The sequence below is a fragment of the Exiguobacterium sp. J17977 genome (assembly GCF_018616375.1).
GTDB classification, from domain to species: domain Bacteria; phylum Bacillota; class Bacilli; order Exiguobacteriales; family Exiguobacteriaceae; genus Exiguobacterium; species Exiguobacterium mexicanum.
Window position 1 is genome coordinate 172,203 of the sequence record NZ_JAEQBB010000001.1, and the last position, 16,460, is coordinate 188,662.

Below are 16,460 nucleotides of genomic sequence, written 5' to 3' on the forward strand. Positions count from 1 at the left end.
ACAAGGTGATGGATCCGGAGAATCAGGAAGGAGTGACGTCACAAGTAGACGCAATAAACGTCATAGTACGTTTCGAAAACAACCCGACAGCGAAGGTGCTCCAAGCCCGACTTCCGCTCACGCTGTCGATGCAGGACTTGCATCAGAACGAGAAATACTTTTATTTCGACGAACCGTTCCCGACGAACCCCGAACGTGTCGGCTCGATTCGGGCCGGGGATGTCATGCTGTATGGGGATGACTGTCTCGTCTTGTTTTATAAGGACGTCGAGACGAGTTATGCGTATACGCGCATCGGTCGGGTCGAGGACTTCTCCACGCTTGCACCGCTACTCGGGAGCGGGACGGTCGAGCTGACGTTTCAAAACTGACACAACAGTGTGACCGCTTTCAAATTTTCGTTGACTTCTCTATCGCTTGAGGTGTATGCTAAAAATCCTGCCCAAAAAAGAGAGGCCGGGAACTGGCATCAGTTCATTTCGAGTCAGAGAGGACAATGATCCCATGAACCAACAACAATTAGTCGAGCGTGCCCGCCAAGTGAAAGAGAACGCCTACTCGCCGTATTCAAACTTCCGCGTCGGAGCGGCGCTTCTTATGAAGGACGGAACGGTCATCGACGGCGTCAACGTCGAGAACGTCTCGTTCGGTGCGACGAACTGTGCCGAGCGTACGGCCATCTTTACAGCGGTCGCGCAAGGTTATAAAAAAGGCGATTTCGAAGCCGTCGCGGTGTCAGGCGACACGGTCGACTTCTTGCCGCCATGCAGCATCTGCCGCCAAGTGCTCGTCGAGTTCGGCGACCCGGACTTCAAAGTGTTGCTCACGAACGGCAACGCCGACGTGAAAGAAGTGACGCTTGAAGAGCTTGTCCCGCTCGCGTTCACAGAACTCGAGATGTAACAGCAATGTCCCCACATCGATTGATGTGGGGACATTTTTGATTACCTCCAAAAGTTAAACAAGAGTCGCGGAACGGCAAGTGCGAGTTCAAATAAAAAGTCAGCGGCCAAGTTCGTGTGATTCGGTAAGTAGGCTGGTTTCGGTCTGATGATTTGACCGCGGACCGGTTTCTTTCTTCCTTTTAGCCGAATTCGAAGTGAGGTGGCGGATGCCAAGTCAGAACTGTCCATCACTTGAAAGTGAAGGTGCGGTTCAGATGAATCCCCCGAGTTGCCGCAACGGCCGATCAATTGACGTGTCTTGACACGGTCTCCGACGTTGACGGCAATCGAACCGGCTTCGAGGTGGGCGAGGAGACTGTACTCGCCGTTGGCATGCTCCAGGATGACGTGATTGCCGAAAGGGCGACTCGAATCTGGGACGTCAGGTACATCATCGACCACTACCACCACCGTCCCGTCCAACGGTGTGATGATCCGTTCCCCGAACGCATAAAACGAGTGGTTCCCGGACTTTGTCTTGTTATATGACCAGTTGTTGTTCACTTTTATGAAATCATACGCATATCGTTGCGCGCGTTCCGGATAGTGCCTATTCTCACCAGGGTGTGTGCCACCTGATAGGACGAGCCAGTCATCCGTGAACGGGAGGTGGTATGTATGTTTCGTGAAGCGACGGTCACCCCTCGAATCGGGTTGATGGGGCGTCATAAATAGTTCCTCGATGAGGTCGTCCTGATTGAACGTAACGCTAAGCACGCGTTCTTTTCGGTCATCCATCCAGACGAGATGACGGCTTCCGTTCAATTTCATGTCATTCACCACCCGATAGCGGCGAACACCTTCATTGAATGAGGTGGCGAGCCGATAGAACGTGTCGAGCGAGGTCTGTTGTTTGAATGAGTCGGTCGTCTGGCTATAGATTGAATCGAATTGACCATCGAGAAATGATTTAGGAAACGTTCGGCCGTCGAGTTGCATGTGGGTTCCACCTTTGCTAGTTGTTCCTACTGTATACGGCGTCAAGAACATAAAGTTTCGAGCAAACAAAAAGCTGAGCCCAAGTGAACTCAGCATGTGTCATTCATTCATTCATTCATTCATTCATTCATTCATTCGGTTCCCACGGATTGAAAAAGTTGTAAGCGGGATGTACGCCTTCTAGCGTCCTGAACTCATAGTCGCGTTCTTTCGCATAACGGATAATCGTATCGAGCGCTTGCGGTGTCATCGAGTGATCGTGTGCCAAGATGATCGAGGCGATATTCATCTCATAATTCGCCTCGAGTCGGTTGAACACACGCTGCTCGATTGGGGCGTTGTCTTTCTTATAGATATGGTCGAGACTGCCGACGTTCCAGTCCCAAATCTCGAAACCGGCCTCGTCCATCGCTTGCCAGTGCGCCGGCGTCATCCCGGCGTCACTACCGTAAATCGTGCGGGCCATGTTCGTATGGATGCCGGTCACGTCATAGATGAGCGTCTGGACTTCTTGCATTTGGCGAACGGCCGTCATCGGCGATTCATAAAACTCCTCGCGCACGTGTGTCATCCCATGCAAGGCGATGAGATGGCCATCAGCGACGATACGTCGGATGAGGTGCTCATTGCCCTTGATATTCTTCCCAAGGATGAAGAAGGTCGCCTTCACCCGATGTTTTTTCAAGACGTCGAGCAACGCGCCCGTCTTTCGATTCGGTCCGTCATCGAGCGTCAAATAGATGAGGCTGCGGTCGTTATAGGCTTTCGGTTTCGAAATCGCTGCCTGTGACAGGGAGCTGATCAGCAAAAAAATCGACATGAGCAAAATGACACGTTTCATCATCCAAACAAAACTCCCTCAAGGCAAAAACAGGTGACGTGGTATGGTTTGGAAAATAGAGTACCATACATCTGATTCAAATTTGAAGCTAAAAATGCATCTGAAATTGAAAATCAGGGACGGGGATGTGAGTCGGTTCATTTCGTTACATCAAGCGCATAAATCTGTTCGTCGTCTTCCATTGTGATAAAGGTAAAATTCAACTTTTTCAAGAGGGCGATGGACGCCTCGTTCGTCGGAAGGGCACCGGCTTTGATTGTCTCAGCCCCTTGGTCGGACAAATGACGAATCAATCCGGACACGACTTCGAACGCATAGCCTTGGCGCGCGTGTCGGGGCGAAATCGTATAGCCAACCCAATAAGTCGTCCCGTCTTGCTGCACATACAAATCGCCAATCAAATCATTCGTCTCTTGATGGATGATGGCGAGTTGCATGCCTTGAGTGATGGCTTGGTCGCCGAGTAAAGAGCGTTCATATTCTTCAAGCGTTAATCCTTTGAACGATTGGTGCTGCATCCAGTCCAAGTCGTTTCGATACACCATGAACGGTTCAATGTCATCTTGCTCGAATGGTCGGATGAGGCAGCGGGTCGTCGTGAATGTCATCATGAATCCCTCCTGTGTCCTCTTAGTGTACCGTGCATCACCAGCAAGGGATAGTCGTAGAAAAGCCCCTCAATCCTCAGATTGAAGGGCTTGTTTTTAGTTCGTGACAGACGGTGCTTTGTAGTGCTGGATGAGCTTAATGAGGGTCGATGTAACGAGACCGATGGCGAGCGGCAACGTGATGACACCAATCCCTTGCTCGGTGACAATCATATTGTCTTCTTCATAATAGCCCTTCAAGTAGAACAGGCCTGAACCGATTGTTTCGTTCAGTTCGAGCGTTGAGATGTTGAGGTACACCATGATGGCGAATAGCGAGATGACACTGATGGAGACGAACAAAGTGGAGAAAGATAGCTTGGTCATGAAAACGCTCCTTTACATATAGCAATATGGACTCATATTACCAGATAAAGACAATTCTTACATGAGGCCAAAGCATCGATTTGATTATCGATACAGGTTCCATAACCGCGCCGCCTGCTCCCGCATCATCTCCCGCAGTTTAATCGGCTCGATGACCTCGACTTCCGCTCCGGCGGCTAGCAATTGCCGCGACAAGAACGAAAGCTCGGCTTCCGGTACCTCCCACTCATTCTTTTCGCTGATATCGGGTAATACGTCTTCAAGTAGACGGCGGCCGAGCGTGGTGATGTTGAGCCGGACGGTCACGCCGCTTCGTTCGTCACTCGCCTCGAGTAGCGTCGCCAAATCGTCCGCTTCGAACGTGTCATCAAGGAGACGCATCGCTTCAATCCGGTCGATCCGATATTGGCGCAGCCCGTAATCCGAGAGACCGAATACGTACCATTTCAAATCGAGGAGTGCCATCCCGACCGGTGCGACGGTGAACGTGCGTGATCCTTTCGTCGTCGCGTACGTCACTTCGATGTTGCGCCGTTGCTCGACTGCTTGAAACACGTCTTTCGTGAACGGGGACGATGGGACGGTCTGATTCCCAAGCCAAAGGATGTTCTTCTCGAGCCGAGCGATTTTCGTCTCGAGGTCGTGCGGCAACTCGTTCACGTACCAGTCGGACAGTGTGTCGCGTAGTTCACCGAACGGCACGTCCGGAATCTGTTCCATCCATTTGAGGGTGAGGTAGAGCGCGACCGCTTCCTGTTCCCGGAGCTGGAGCGGCGGGAGCAATCGGTTCGGCAACATCTCATAGCCACCGCCTGTGCCGGGTACGCTCCAAATTGGATAGCCGAGTTCTTCGAGCGTCAGCATATCGCGCTGAATCGTCCGGACCGAGGCACCTGTCTCAGCGGACAGTTCGTCTGCCGTGAACCGACGTCCTCGGTTCAACAGTCGTATCAACTGCAGGTGTCGTTTTTTCATTATTCTCATTCCCGTCATGTTTTGTCGTGTTTATCGATTAAGCTGAATGTATCACGAATCAAGGAGGAATTCATCATGGCAAACGTCGTCTTATATATCGCGACAAGTTTGGATGGAAAAATTGCGCGCATGAACGACCGACTCGATTGGTTGTTCGCGGTCGAGGGGGAAGGGGACAACGGCTACGCCGACTTTTTCCAGACGGTCGGCGCCGTCATCATGGGACGAAAGACGTATGAGGAAGTGCTCGTGCTTGAGCCGAACGGCTATCCATACAAGGATATCCCGAACTATATTTTGACACGCAGTCCGGACCGGGAAGCCGAGCACGTCACGTTCACGGACGAGCCGATTGAACAGCTCATCGAACGATTGAAGCAAGACGTCGACGGAGACATTTGGATCGTTGGGGGAGGCGAGGTCATCAAGGAAGCGATGGCGCATGACTTGATTGACAGCTACGAGATTGCCATCGCCCCGGTCGTATTAGGCGAAGGGATTCCGCTCTTCCCGGAAGGCACGAAAGAGACGAAGTTGAAATTGACGAGCCAACGCTCGTCGGGACAGTTCGTCATGGTGACGTACGAGCGGTAAATAAAAAAGCCGACCTTTGAAAGCGTCGACTTGGTGTATCAAAGCGTCATGTGTTCGAAGAATTGCATGTGACGTTTCATCATTTCGTGCGTTATATAAAATTAACAAGAAACGTGATCGCGACAAATGACAGGCCGACCAAGACGAATGCGTATCCCAAGACTTTTGGTCTGAAAAAAGATAGAAACAAACTGAACAAGATTTCAGTTCCGTCTGTCGGTGCGCCGGTCTCTCCAGACTTTGTCTGATCTTTTGATTTGATGAGCAAAACGCCAAAGAAGATAAAGGGGATTGCCGCAATCAAAGAATCAAGGATGCTATTCATTCGATTTTACCTCGTCTCTCATCATTTAGAATGGATTTCTAATCATGAAAAGTATACCATCTCTTTCGCTTGAGGAATCTAACCTAGAAGAAAGATTAATTGCGTTGATCAATAAACAAGGCCGAGTTCATCATGAACTCGGCCTCTTCTTATACATGCTTCCGTTGAAACGCAGAAATCGCTTCATACTCTTCAGCGAGATGACGGGAGAGCCGGATATAAATCGGCAGCAACTCCCGGTAAATCGTGGTCGCTTCATGATTTGGCGTATGCTCGTGCGTCACTTGTGGCACAGCCGTGAAGTCGTCGATATCCCCGAACGCGTACTCCCCGAGCATAACCGCACCGAGACACGAACTCTCATGGCTTTCCGGCACGACGACCGGTGTATCGAAGATGTCGGCCATCATTTGGCGCCACAAACTCGACTGGGCGAACCCGCCCGTCGCGTGAATCCGGTTCGGCGCGCCCGTCAACTCGTCGAGCGCCAGCATGACCGTATACAAGTTGAAGATGACGCCTTCGAGTACTGCGCGGATGAAGTGCTCGCGCTTATGGTGGATACTCAACCCGAAGAACGAACCGCGTGCGTTCGAGTCCCAGAGCGGGGCCCGTTCACCCATCAAATACGGGTGGAACAACAGCCCGTCCGAGCCCGGCTTGACCGTCTCGGCGATGCGCGTCAACACGTCATACGCGTCCATCCCGAGCCGTTTCGCCGTCTCGACCTCGCTCGCCGCGAACTCGTCGCGGAGCCAGCGGAGGATGATGCCGCCGTTATTGACCGGTCCACCGATGACCCAATGTTTGTCGGTCAAGGCGTAACAGAAGATACGTCCTTTCGGGTCCTCGACCGGTTCCCGGACGACCGTGCGGATGGCACCGCTCGTCCCGATCGTGACGGCGACGACGCCTTGTTCGAACGCCCCGACACCGAGGTTCGACAATACCCCGTCACTCGCCCCGATGACGAGTGGGAAGTCCCAGCCAAGCGTCTCAACCACATCAGATTTAAGCGTCAAAATTTCGGTCGTCGGCACGAGCTCGGACAGTTGATTGGGTGTGACCCCGGCGACGTCGAGCGCCTCTGGATCCCAATCGCAGTTCTTCAAGTTGAACAGCCCGGTCGCCGAGGCAATCGAATGGTCGATGACGAAGCGACCGGTCAGGCGATAGAAGACGTACTCTTTGATGGAAACGAATTTTACGGCTCGAGCGAACACGTCCGCATGCTCGGCTTTCAGCCAACGCAGCTTCGACAGCGGCGCCATCGGATGGACAGGTGTGCCGGTGCGCATATGGAGCGCACTCGCATCGAAGTCGCGTTTGATTTCTTGCGTATACGGGTTGGCCCGGCTGTCGGCCCACGTGATGCTGTGGGTGAGCGGGCGGCCCGACGCATCGAGCGCAATCAGGCTGTGCATCGCTGAGCTGAATGAGGCGAAGCGAATCGGACCGTCGGCTTTGGCACGGACGGCGGAAATCGCCTCGAGCACGGCCCCGTAGATGACGACCGGGTCTTGCTCGGCCGTCTCCGTGTCCGGGGTGAGGAGCGGGTACAACACGTTATGTACCGCGAGTTGTTGCTGGTTATGGAACAGGACGGCTTTCGTGCTCGTCGTCCCGATATCGACGCCAATCGTGTACACACACATCACTTCCTAACTTAAATGATAAACAAGCTGATCAAGAAGACGACCGCGAAGCCGGTCAATCCAATAATCGTTTCCATGACGGTCCACGACTTGAGCGTGTCTTTCACGTCGAGCCCGAAGTAGCGGTTGACGAGCCAGAAACCTGAGTCGTTGACGTGCGAGAGTACCGTCGCACCCGAGGCGATCGAGATGACAATTAGACCGAGCGCGGCACCGGTGATATTTTGAAGTTCGAGAAGCGGCGTGATGAGTCCTGCCGCCGTGACCATCGAGACGGTCGCCGAACCTTGGGCGACACGGACGACGGCCGCAATCAAGAAGGCGAGCACAATCGCCGGGAGTGCTGACCCGGCCATCATTTCTCCGAGCACGTCACCGACACCCGAGTCGATCAACACTTGTTTGAACACGCCACCGGCACCCGTGACAAGGATGATAATCCCAGCCGGTTCGAGTGCTTTCGTCGCAATCTCCTGGACTTCGTCACGCGTATAGCCACGACGTGTGCCGAGGAAGATGAACGTGAGCAATGTCGCGAGCGTCAAGGCGACGAACGGGTGACCCATGAACGTGAAGAACGTGCGGATGCCGTTGCCTTCTTCAAGCAAGACGGCGGACAACGTGTTGGCGAGAATCAAGACGAGCGGAATCGAGATGAGCGAGACGATCATCTTGAAGCTCGGCAGTTCTTTCGACGTATCAATCTCTTCGAACTCCATATAGTCCGGGATATTGACGTGAATCTTTTTGGCGATATACTTCGCAAAGATTGGCCCGGCGAGAATCGTTGCCGGAATCCCGGCGATGACCCCGAACAAGATGACCCATCCGAGCTCGGCCCCGATCAAGTTGGCGACGGCAATCGGACCCGGCGTCGGCGGGATGAAACTGTGCGTGACGGCGAGACCCGCGAGGAGCGGAATCCCGTAGTACAAGAGCGAGCGGCCCGTCTTTTTGGCGAGGCCATAAACGATCGGGACGAGAATGATGAAGCCGACGTCGAAGAAGACCGGGACGGCGACGATGAAGCCGGTGAGGGCGAGCGCCCATTGCGCCTTGTCCTCACCGAACTTATTGACGAGCGTCTGGGCGAGACGTTCCGCACCACCCGAGACTTCTAACATCTTCCCGAACATGGCACCGAGACCGACGACGACGGCGACGAAGCCGAGCGTTCCGCCCATCCCGTTCTGAATCGAGGTGATGACGTCCCCGAGCGGCATACCGGCCGCGACCCCGACGAGCAGACTGACGAGGAGAAGTGAGACGAAGGCGTGGAGCTTCGTCCGCATGACCAAGAATAAGAGCAAGAAAATCCCTGCGACTGCGATTAAAATGAGTGTCGAACTCGACATATGTATTTCCCCCTTTACCGTATGTGTAACCGTTTACAAATATTTACAAAGGAAAAGGCCACCCCTGACCTTTTCCTTGCGGTTATTTCTTGACGACCGCGTGGCCCCCGAACTCGTTGCGGAGCGCGGCGACGACTTTCCCGGAGAACGTGTCGTCCTCGAGCGAGCGATAGCGCATCATGAGCGACATGGCGATGACCGGGGCCGCCGCCTGTAGCTCGAGCGCCGTCTCGACCGTCCATTTTCCTTCCCCTGAGGAATGCATGACGCCGCGGATGTCGTCGAGCTTCGCGTCTTTCGAGAACGCGTTCTCGGTCAACTCCATGAGCCATGAGCGGACGACCGATCCGTGGTTCCAGACGCGGGCGACCTGTTCGTAATCGTAATCGAACGGGCTCTTCTCCAAAATGTCGAACCCTTCGGCAATCGCCTGCATCATCCCGTACTCGATGCCGTTGTGGATCATCTTCAAGAAGTGGCCGCTGCCGGCAGGTCCCGTGTACAAATAGCCGTTCTCGACCGAGAGATCTTTGAAAATCGGCTCGATTGTCGGCCACGCATCGGCGTCACCACCGACCATCGTGCAGGCGCCGTTGCGGGCACCTTCCGTGCCACCGCTCGTCCCGCAGTCGAAGAAGGCGATGCCTTTGGCGCTGAACTGTTCGGCGCGAGCGACCGACAGCTTGTAGTTCGAGTTGCCGCCGTCGATGACGATGTCACCTGGCTCCAGCTTCTCGAGCAGTTCTGCCAGTACGGCCTCAGTGATGTCACCGGCCGGCACCATCGCCCAGACGACGCGTGGTGTCTCGAGCGAGTTGACGATGTCCTCAAGCGTCGGCACGATCTCAAACTTCGATGTCGCCTCGACGTTCCCGGCGTCCGTCCCGACGACCGTATGACCGTGGTCGCTCAAGTTGAGCGCCAAGTTGTATCCCATCTTGCCTAATCCAATCAAACCGATTTGCATATCGTCACCTCTAAATCGAATTTTTTTCCATCTCTCCACTATAATATCAAATTAAATTCGATTTACAAGTCGAATGACGGAATTTTTTTCGAAGAACACAAAAAAGCGTCCCGACCTAACGTGTAGGCGGGACGAGGGTCAAACACTTTTCTTATATGGATACAGGAACGAGTCGAGTTCTTCGGCCGGCATCGGCTTATTATAATAGTAGCCTTGCGCCTGATTGCACTCCTCGGCTTTGAGGAAGGCGACCTGTGCTTTCGTCTCGACGCCTTCGGCGATGACGTTCAACCCGAGCTCGTGTGCCATCCGGATGATCGTCTTGACGAGAGCGGCGTCCTTCGAGTCGGTCTCGATGTTTTTCGTGAAATGTTGGTCGATTTTCAGCGTGTCGATCGGGAACAGCTTCAAGTAGCTGAGCGACGAGTAGCCGGTTCCGAAGTCGTCGATTGACAAGTGGACGCCGAGGGCGACGAGCGCCTCCATCGTCTCGATGGCGCTTTGCGCGCTCTGGATGACGGTCTCGGTCAACTCGAGCTCGAGGTATTCCGGGGCGAGACCGGTCGCCTCGAGCGCCTGGCTGACGATGTCCGGCAAATCTTTTTGTGCGAACTGGAGCGCCGAGATGTTGACGGCGACGCGGAACGGTGCGATACCCGCGTCCTGCCACGCCTTGTTCTGCCGACACGCCTCGTTCAAGACGTATTCGCCGAGACGGTGGATGCTGCCGGTCTCTTCGGCAATCGGGATGAACTCGGCCGGCGAGATCATGCCGAGCTCGGGGTGCGTCCAACGCACGAGCGCCTCGACGCCGATGAGCGTCTCCGTCTCGAGGTGCACTTGCGGCTGATAATGAATCGTAAACTCGCCGCGCCCGATGCCTTTCCGGAGCGCCATCGCGAGCTGTGACTTGCGGGCGACGGACTCGTTCATCTCGGTCGTGAAGAACTGGAAGCCGTTCTTGCCGTCCTCTTTCGCCCGATACATGGCGATGTCGGCATTTTTCAATAAGTCATCGGCCGTCCGCCCGTCGGACGGGTAGAGGCTAATCCCAATCGACAGACTCGTGAACACGTCCTCGCCTTCGAGCAGGAACGGTTGGTTCAACGCGTTCGTGATCTCTTGGGCACGGTGAGCGGCCAAGTTACTGCCGGTGTTCGGCGACAGGATGACGAACTCGTCCCCGCCGAGACGGGCGAGCGTGTCGCTCTTATTGGTCGTCGTCAACAGACGGTCCGTCACTTGGCGCAAGAAGACGTCACCTGACGAGTGGCCGAACCGGTCATTGATGACCTTGAAGTTGTCGAGGTCGATATAAAACAGGGAGAATGTCGACTCGTTGCCTTGCGCGAGAAGGGCGTCGAGCCGGTCGTTGAACAGGCGTCGGTTCGGCAGGCCGGTCAACGTGTCCAAATAGACGAGGTCGTTGATTTGTTCCTCGATTTGTTTCCGTTCACTGATATCGCGGATGATGCTGCTGAAGAAGAGACCCTTCTCCGTCTCCCACGTGCCGAGTGACATCTCGAACGGGAACTCGGTGCCGTCCTTGCGCAGTCCGACGAGCTCGACCGTGCGGCCGATGACGTTCGCTTCACGGGTCTGACGATAGCGTTTCATGCCTTGTTCGTGTGCGACTTTAAAGCGCTCGGGCATGATGAGCGTGATCGATTCCCCGAGCACCTCGCTTGCGGCATAACCGAACAGTCGCTCGGCCCCATGATTCCATTGCACGATGCGGCGTTTGTCGTCCGCGACGATGATGGCATCGTTCGCCGACTCGATGACGGACTGGAACTTCGTTTCGAGTTCGATCGACTGACGCTCGAGCTGCTTCTCATTGCGAAGCGAGATGAGCATGAGCACAAACAGCGTCGTGACACTGCCGCCAATCCAAAAGGCGAGGAGCGTGCTGTCCATCGAGAAGCCGGTCAATGGTTGTGGCGTCGCGAGTGGCGTGAACTCGGCCGCACCCATGCCGATATAGTGCATCCCCGAGACGGCGAGCCCGATCAAGAGAGAGCAGACGAGCCTCCGCCAATGGAACCGCGACACGTCCGGGAGCGAGAACAACAGATACAGCCCGACGAGCGAGGCGACGAACGCGACGACCGCCGATAACACCCACATGAACGGGTCGTATGTCAGGACGGCGTTCATCTGCATCGCTTCCATGCCGACGTAATGCATCGAGACGATACCGATGCTGATGAAGACGGCACTGATGACTAGATCGCGCGGTCGTGCCGTCTGCCGACTGACGATGTAAAAGGCGAACCCGGACGAGACGATGGCTGGAATGATGGAGGCGATGACGATACCGATATGGTAGGATACGTCGGCCTCTAAATGAAAGGCCAACATGCCGATGAAATGCATCGCCCAAATGCCGAGCCCGAGACTGAGGGCTCCGGCGCTCACCCAACGGATGCGCGACACCCGTTCGGCATATTTGAGCCGACTGCTAATATCGAGTGAGACAAAGGCTGAGAAGACGGCGACGGCGATGGATAACAAGACGAGGGGAAGACTGTACGTACTATGGAGGTGGTGTTCGATGGGGACCAACCCTTTCTTCATTAAAGTCGGGACAAACGGACGAAAGCTGACAGGTTCTCAAAAATGAGCTTTCCTAGCTTAGCATATTTGTCTTGACGTGAAGGGAATCTTTTCCACAGTGGGTCAATAGTTTGGCACATTGACAGATAGAACATTCAGTCTTTGATTGCGGAATTTTTTTCGAAACGGTATCGTAAAAAGAAAAAGGGTGAGACATATGGAATCGATGAACGGCCTGGCCCGCATCCGTGGTGCCTATACGACACTCGGCAAGAAAGAGCAACGTATCGCCGATTATATCTTGAAGCAGCCCGAACGCATCATCCATCATACGATTAACCAAGTCGCCGACGACCTCGACGTCGCCGAGTCGACCGTATTCCGTTTCTGTCAGCGCGTCGGCTTCAAAGGCTATCAGGCGCTGAAAATTGCGCTCGCCACTGATGTCGTCGCGCCGCTCCAAGACATCCATGAGGACATCTCGCAAGAAGACACACCGCTTGAGATCGCCGAGAAGATTTTCACGTCGAACGTGAAGACGCTCGAGGCGACGCGGCAAATCTTGGACGGGGCCTCACTCGACGAGGCTGTCGCGCTTCTCTTGTCGGCCCGCCGCATCGAGTTCTTTGGGAGCGGGGGCTCGGCTGTCATCGCGCTCGACGCGTATCACAAGTTCGTCCGGAGCGGATTATTCGTCACGGCGAATTTGGAGTCGCATATGCAGCTCATGTCGGCGTCGCAACTGACGACCGACGACGTCGCCGTCCTCATCTCGCACTCGGGTGCCTCGAAAGACACGCTCGATGTGGCGAAAGTGTTGAACGAGCGTGGCGTCCCGACGATCGCTATCACGAACTACGCGAAGTCGCCGCTGTCGAAACTGTGTGACGTCGCCCTCTATACCGTGTCGCAAGAGACGGAGTTCCGCTCCGAGGCGCTCGCCTCGCGAATCGCCGAGCTCAGTCTAATAGACGCCTTGTTCACCGTCGTCATGATGCGGCGCGGGGAAGAGGGTAGAGAATCGCTCCAAAAAATGCGCGAGGCCATCTCGCTCCGGCGCATGTGAACGCAAAAAAATCCGTCCCGCTTATAAAAAGCGGACGGATTTTTTGTTGTTATCGGTTGACCGTGTCATCACGGCGTGCCGTGCTCGAGCCGACAATTCCGGCGATCGATGTCAAAATCATCGTCAAGATGAGGGCGACGAAGCTCCAAATCGAAACGGTCGACGCGGTTTCAGCCGCTTGTTCCGTTTGGACGCGCAACTCTTCGATTTGCGTCTCTAACTCTTGTGACGTCTCTTCGAGTGTCTGTTGGGCGTTAGCGATTTGTTCGCTTGCTTGTGTCGTCGCTTCATTCAAACTGTTCACGATGTTTTGTGTGGCTTCTTCCGCTTCCGCTTGTGTCAAATCTGTATTTTGAGCGACCGCATCGGCAATCTCTTGCTCATCGACCGATTGCTCGATTGTTTCGGCGCGCTCCGTCAACTTGTCACCGAGGTCAGCGACGATTTGGTCAAAGTTTTCGGGGTTCGTCAACGCTTGTTTCCCGGCTTCGGTTGCATCTTCACGGGCTGCGTCGAGCTGGCCTTGCAAGTATTCCGGCTGCAATTCTTCGATGTCCGTGTCACGTAAAATCTCTTCGACATTGCCTTGCAACTCGTCCGTGTTCACGTCCGTGACGTTGTCAGAGATGGCCGTGAATCCGTTCGTAACTGCGTCCGACGCGCCGCTTGCGACCGTGCTGATGCCGCTGCCTGCAGCACTACCGACCGTCCCGAGGACTGATCCGACCGTTTGGAACGTATTGATCGTCGTGAACGTGAGGAGCGAGAATAGCAAGATGACGCTCGTGGCCCACGTCAAGAATCCGTGGATGAGTCCGCTCCGGGCCGATGTCACACCGGATACGAATCCAGCGGCGAACAAGGATAGGATGAGCGTGAGAATTCCCCAGATAATCAATCCTGTGCCGACGCCGTCAAACGGATTGTCAGACGTGACGTCGGTAACGCCAAAACCGATGGCCGATCCGATGAAGCTAAACGTTAAGAGAAGTGCGAAAAAGGTGACGACACCTGCGAGGATCGATCCCCAAGATACGTTTTTCCCCGCCGCGTCCGCCTCCGGACGCAAATACTGACTGAAGCGTGTTTGTCTTCTAGTTTCCATGATTTTCTTTGTCTCCATTCTCGTGTAAATGTATGAACTGCATCGTCCATGAACGGAATTTACCCGGGAAAGAAAATTACAAACTCATTGATGTGTTGTGTAAAATTTTATTTCAAGTTCTGAACGAATTATTCGGTAAATTCTCTTCTATAGAAAAAGAAACCGCATGATATCAACAATTATAAGAGTTCAAGTCTCAACTATTATAATAAAAAAATATTTAACACATCGAAATTTTTCAAGTTCGTATGAACGGGAATCAACACAACTACCGATTGGTAACAGCGACGAAAAATAGACACGTCGCTTAGGCACGACATGATAGAGAAGGAGATAAACGGATGAATGGATTCAATCGAGCCCTCTTGGTCGTAACGGGCGTCATCGGACTGTTGAGCGTAGCGCTGCTATTGCTCGGCGTGTATGACGTCCCTCAAATCCAAACGTATATTGACCAATGGCAAAACGAAGACTGGTATATGTACACGATCCTCGCAATCGGCATATTCCTCGCGGTCATCTTCCTGCTCATGCTGATGACAGGGTTGGCCGCCAAAGCAAAACCGAGACGGTACACGATTCAGACGAATGAAGGCCGAATCACGGTATCGAAAGACACAATCGAGAAGACGGTCCAGGAATCGCTCAAGCAATTCCAAGGGCTGCGCTCGCCGGACGTGTCCGTCGCCATCGACTCGAAACGGGAGCAGGTGCGCGTCCACATCGACTGCGCCGTGTTCAAACAGGACGGGTTGCCGACGCTCGGGAAGACGATTCAAACGCACGTCAAAGAGCGGATCGAATCGTTGATCGAAGTGCCAGTGGCCGAAGTGTCACTCAATATCTACGATACGTTGCGCAAGACGTCAGAGCGGGTCGTATAAGGAGGGACTAGCATGGATACAAAAACAATGTTGTGGCCGTACCGGTTCCGGCTCATCGGAGCGGGGCTCGGCCTCATCATGGCAGTGCTCTTCCTCACGATCGGCTTCGGTCCGACGCTTCTCATCGTGACGCTCACGTTCATCGGTTTCGTAATCGGCAAGTGGCGTGACGGGGCACTTCGTATGGAAGAATGGGTGGCCTTTTTCACCCGCAACTAACAACGACCTTACCAATCGGTCAAACCAATGAACACAAAAGGAGATTATTGACATGGCTAACGAAAACGTAAATGTGAATCGAACAGAAGAGACGATCCGTCAAAACAAATTGACGTTTGAAGAGCAGGTCATCAAGAAAATCGCCGGGCTCGCCACGAGCGAAGTTCAAGGGATTTTGTCGATGAGCGGTGGGTTCATGAGCGGTCTCACGGACCGTTTCCGGAGCACCGAAGACATCACGAAAGGCATCGACGCCGAGGTCGGCGAACGCCAAGTCGCCCTCGATTTGCGCGTCATCGTTGAATACGGCAAGAACATCCCAGGCGTCTTCAATGAGACGGTCACGAAAATCAAGGCCGCGATGAGCGAAATGACCGGGCTCGAGGTCGTCGAGGTGAACATGCATGTCGAGGACGTCATGACGAAAGCCGAGTTCGACGCCAAGAGTCGGGCGTCGGAGTCTGAAGTGGAAACGAGCCGTGAACTCGTCTAACGATATCAAACAGACGTCCGCATTTCGTATGCGGACGTCTGTCGTTTGAATAAGGTGCACATACAAGTAGGGGTACGGGTATGACGAAAGGATTACAATTCGCAAAAGGGTGGAATTACTATACACAGATTGATTTTCGTCCATACAGAGAGGAAAGACCGATATGAACAAACTTGAATTCTTGACGACCGAGCACTACGACGTGTTCAAACAGTTGGCCCAGCGGCTTCATAATCCGGGTGACGTCAAGAAAGAGTATTTTTCCGCCCTATACGTCATCGCCGGGAATGAACGGGTGCGAAACCTGTTGTTGCCGTACATGGACCTCGAGCAAGGCAAAATCAGCACGGCGACCATTATCGATGACAACACGTTCGAGAAGCAAGATTTCATCCTCGTCAAACTCGTCATCCACTTGTACAACAATAAAGAATGGGTGCTCCCGACCGAACTGATCAGCCTGCCGCAACCTGACTATCAATTGGCGATGCAGGCAATCACGCTCTGCCGCGACGAGCACTTCGACGACGTCACCATACCCAAATGAACAAACCTGTCCCGAATCAGT

The 16,460-nt window shown here is 53.9% G+C and carries 18 protein-coding genes; 8 read left to right on the top strand and 10 right to left on the bottom strand.

Features of this window, described 5'->3' with window-relative positions; all coding sequences use genetic code 11:
• Positions 1-8: 8 nt before the first annotated feature.
• Entirely contained in the window at positions 9-371 is a 363-nt protein-coding gene (locus KNO58_RS00890) for a cyclophilin-like fold protein (RefSeq protein WP_214751217.1), read from the top strand.
• Positions 372-504: 133 nt separating this feature from the next.
• Positions 505-903, top strand: coding sequence for a cytidine deaminase (locus KNO58_RS00895; protein WP_021066236.1), 399 nt, complete (start codon positions 505-507; stop codon positions 901-903).
• 41 nt (positions 904-944) lie between these two features.
• Here the strand turns inward: KNO58_RS00895 and KNO58_RS00900 are convergent, their stop codons facing one another.
• The 5 genes from KNO58_RS00900 to KNO58_RS00920 all read right to left on the bottom strand — a co-directional run bounded on the left by KNO58_RS00900 (position 945) and on the right by KNO58_RS00920 (position 4,673).
• Positions 945-1,883 carry a peptidoglycan DD-metalloendopeptidase family protein gene (locus KNO58_RS00900; protein WP_214751219.1) on the bottom strand — a complete coding sequence of 313 codons (939 nt, stop codon included), beginning with the start codon at positions 1,881-1,883 and terminating at the stop codon, positions 945-947.
• Between the two features lie 127 nt (positions 1,884-2,010).
• The gene (locus KNO58_RS00905) at positions 2,011-2,727 is read right to left on the bottom strand and encodes a polysaccharide deacetylase family protein (RefSeq protein ID WP_214751221.1); all 717 of its coding nucleotides are present in this window, start codon (positions 2,725-2,727) and stop codon (positions 2,011-2,013) included.
• A gap of 134 nt (positions 2,728-2,861) precedes the next feature.
• On the bottom strand, positions 2,862-3,335 hold the full coding sequence (locus KNO58_RS00910; RefSeq protein WP_214751223.1) for a GNAT family N-acetyltransferase: 474 nt from the start codon (positions 3,333-3,335) through the stop codon (positions 2,862-2,864).
• A gap of 93 nt (positions 3,336-3,428) precedes the next feature.
• Positions 3,429-3,698 (bottom strand): hypothetical protein, encoded by a 270-nt coding sequence (locus KNO58_RS00915; RefSeq protein WP_214751225.1) that lies wholly within the window; start codon positions 3,696-3,698, stop codon positions 3,429-3,431.
• An 84-nt stretch (positions 3,699-3,782) separates the two neighbouring features.
• Positions 3,783-4,673 (bottom strand): helix-turn-helix transcriptional regulator, encoded by an 891-nt coding sequence (locus KNO58_RS00920; RefSeq protein ID WP_251026007.1) that lies wholly within the window; start codon positions 4,671-4,673, stop codon positions 3,783-3,785.
• A 72-nt stretch (positions 4,674-4,745) separates the two neighbouring features.
• Here KNO58_RS00920 and KNO58_RS00925 point away from each other — a divergent pair, with 72 nt between their 5' ends.
• Positions 4,746-5,267, top strand: a complete 522-nt coding sequence (locus tag KNO58_RS00925; protein ID WP_376778139.1) for a dihydrofolate reductase family protein — start codon at positions 4,746-4,748, stop codon at positions 5,265-5,267.
• A 474-nt stretch (positions 5,268-5,741) separates the two neighbouring features.
• Here KNO58_RS00925 and gntK read toward each other — a convergent pair whose 3' ends face one another.
• From gntK to KNO58_RS00945, 4 genes are all read right to left on the bottom strand, one after another.
• A complete protein-coding gene (gene gntK, locus KNO58_RS00930; RefSeq protein ID WP_260575739.1) occupies positions 5,742-7,241 on the bottom strand; it encodes a gluconokinase in 1,500 nt (499 codons plus the stop codon).
• 17 nt (positions 7,242-7,258) lie between these two features.
• Positions 7,259-8,602: a GntT/GntP/DsdX family permease gene (locus tag KNO58_RS00935; RefSeq protein ID WP_214751233.1), complete on the bottom strand. Its 1,344-nt coding sequence runs from the start codon at positions 8,600-8,602 to the stop codon at positions 7,259-7,261.
• A gap of 82 nt (positions 8,603-8,684) precedes the next feature.
• Positions 8,685-9,569 carry a phosphogluconate dehydrogenase (NAD(+)-dependent, decarboxylating) gene (gene gnd / locus KNO58_RS00940; protein WP_214751235.1) on the bottom strand — a complete coding sequence of 295 codons (885 nt, stop codon included), beginning with the start codon at positions 9,567-9,569 and terminating at the stop codon, positions 8,685-8,687.
• 138 nt (positions 9,570-9,707) lie between these two features.
• Positions 9,708-12,134, bottom strand: coding sequence for an EAL domain-containing protein (locus KNO58_RS00945; RefSeq protein ID WP_312845866.1), 2,427 nt, complete (start codon positions 12,132-12,134; stop codon positions 9,708-9,710).
• A 208-nt stretch (positions 12,135-12,342) separates the two neighbouring features.
• Here KNO58_RS00945 and KNO58_RS00950 point away from each other — a divergent pair, with 208 nt between their 5' ends.
• Positions 12,343-13,191 carry a MurR/RpiR family transcriptional regulator gene (locus KNO58_RS00950; protein WP_214751239.1) on the top strand — a complete coding sequence of 283 codons (849 nt, stop codon included), beginning with the start codon at positions 12,343-12,345 and terminating at the stop codon, positions 13,189-13,191.
• Between the two features lie 49 nt (positions 13,192-13,240).
• Here KNO58_RS00950 and KNO58_RS00955 read toward each other — a convergent pair whose 3' ends face one another.
• Positions 13,241-14,296: a TIGR04086 family membrane protein gene (locus tag KNO58_RS00955; protein WP_251026008.1), complete on the bottom strand. Its 1,056-nt coding sequence runs from the start codon at positions 14,294-14,296 to the stop codon at positions 13,241-13,243.
• A gap of 341 nt (positions 14,297-14,637) precedes the next feature.
• Between KNO58_RS00955 and amaP the strand changes: the two genes are divergently transcribed.
• From amaP to KNO58_RS00975, 4 genes are all read left to right on the top strand, one after another.
• Entirely contained in the window at positions 14,638-15,180 is a 543-nt protein-coding gene (amaP, locus tag KNO58_RS00960) for an alkaline shock response membrane anchor protein AmaP (protein ID WP_214751241.1), read from the top strand.
• Positions 15,181-15,192: 12 nt separating this feature from the next.
• Entirely contained in the window at positions 15,193-15,399 is a 207-nt protein-coding gene (locus KNO58_RS00965) for a DUF2273 domain-containing protein (protein ID WP_214751243.1), read from the top strand.
• A gap of 52 nt (positions 15,400-15,451) precedes the next feature.
• A complete protein-coding gene (locus tag KNO58_RS00970; RefSeq protein ID WP_214751245.1) occupies positions 15,452-15,892 on the top strand; it encodes an Asp23/Gls24 family envelope stress response protein in 441 nt (146 codons plus the stop codon).
• Between the two features lie 163 nt (positions 15,893-16,055).
• Positions 16,056-16,439 carry a hypothetical protein gene (locus KNO58_RS00975; protein WP_214751247.1) on the top strand — a complete coding sequence of 128 codons (384 nt, stop codon included), beginning with the start codon at positions 16,056-16,058 and terminating at the stop codon, positions 16,437-16,439.
• Positions 16,440-16,460 lie beyond the last annotated feature (21 nt).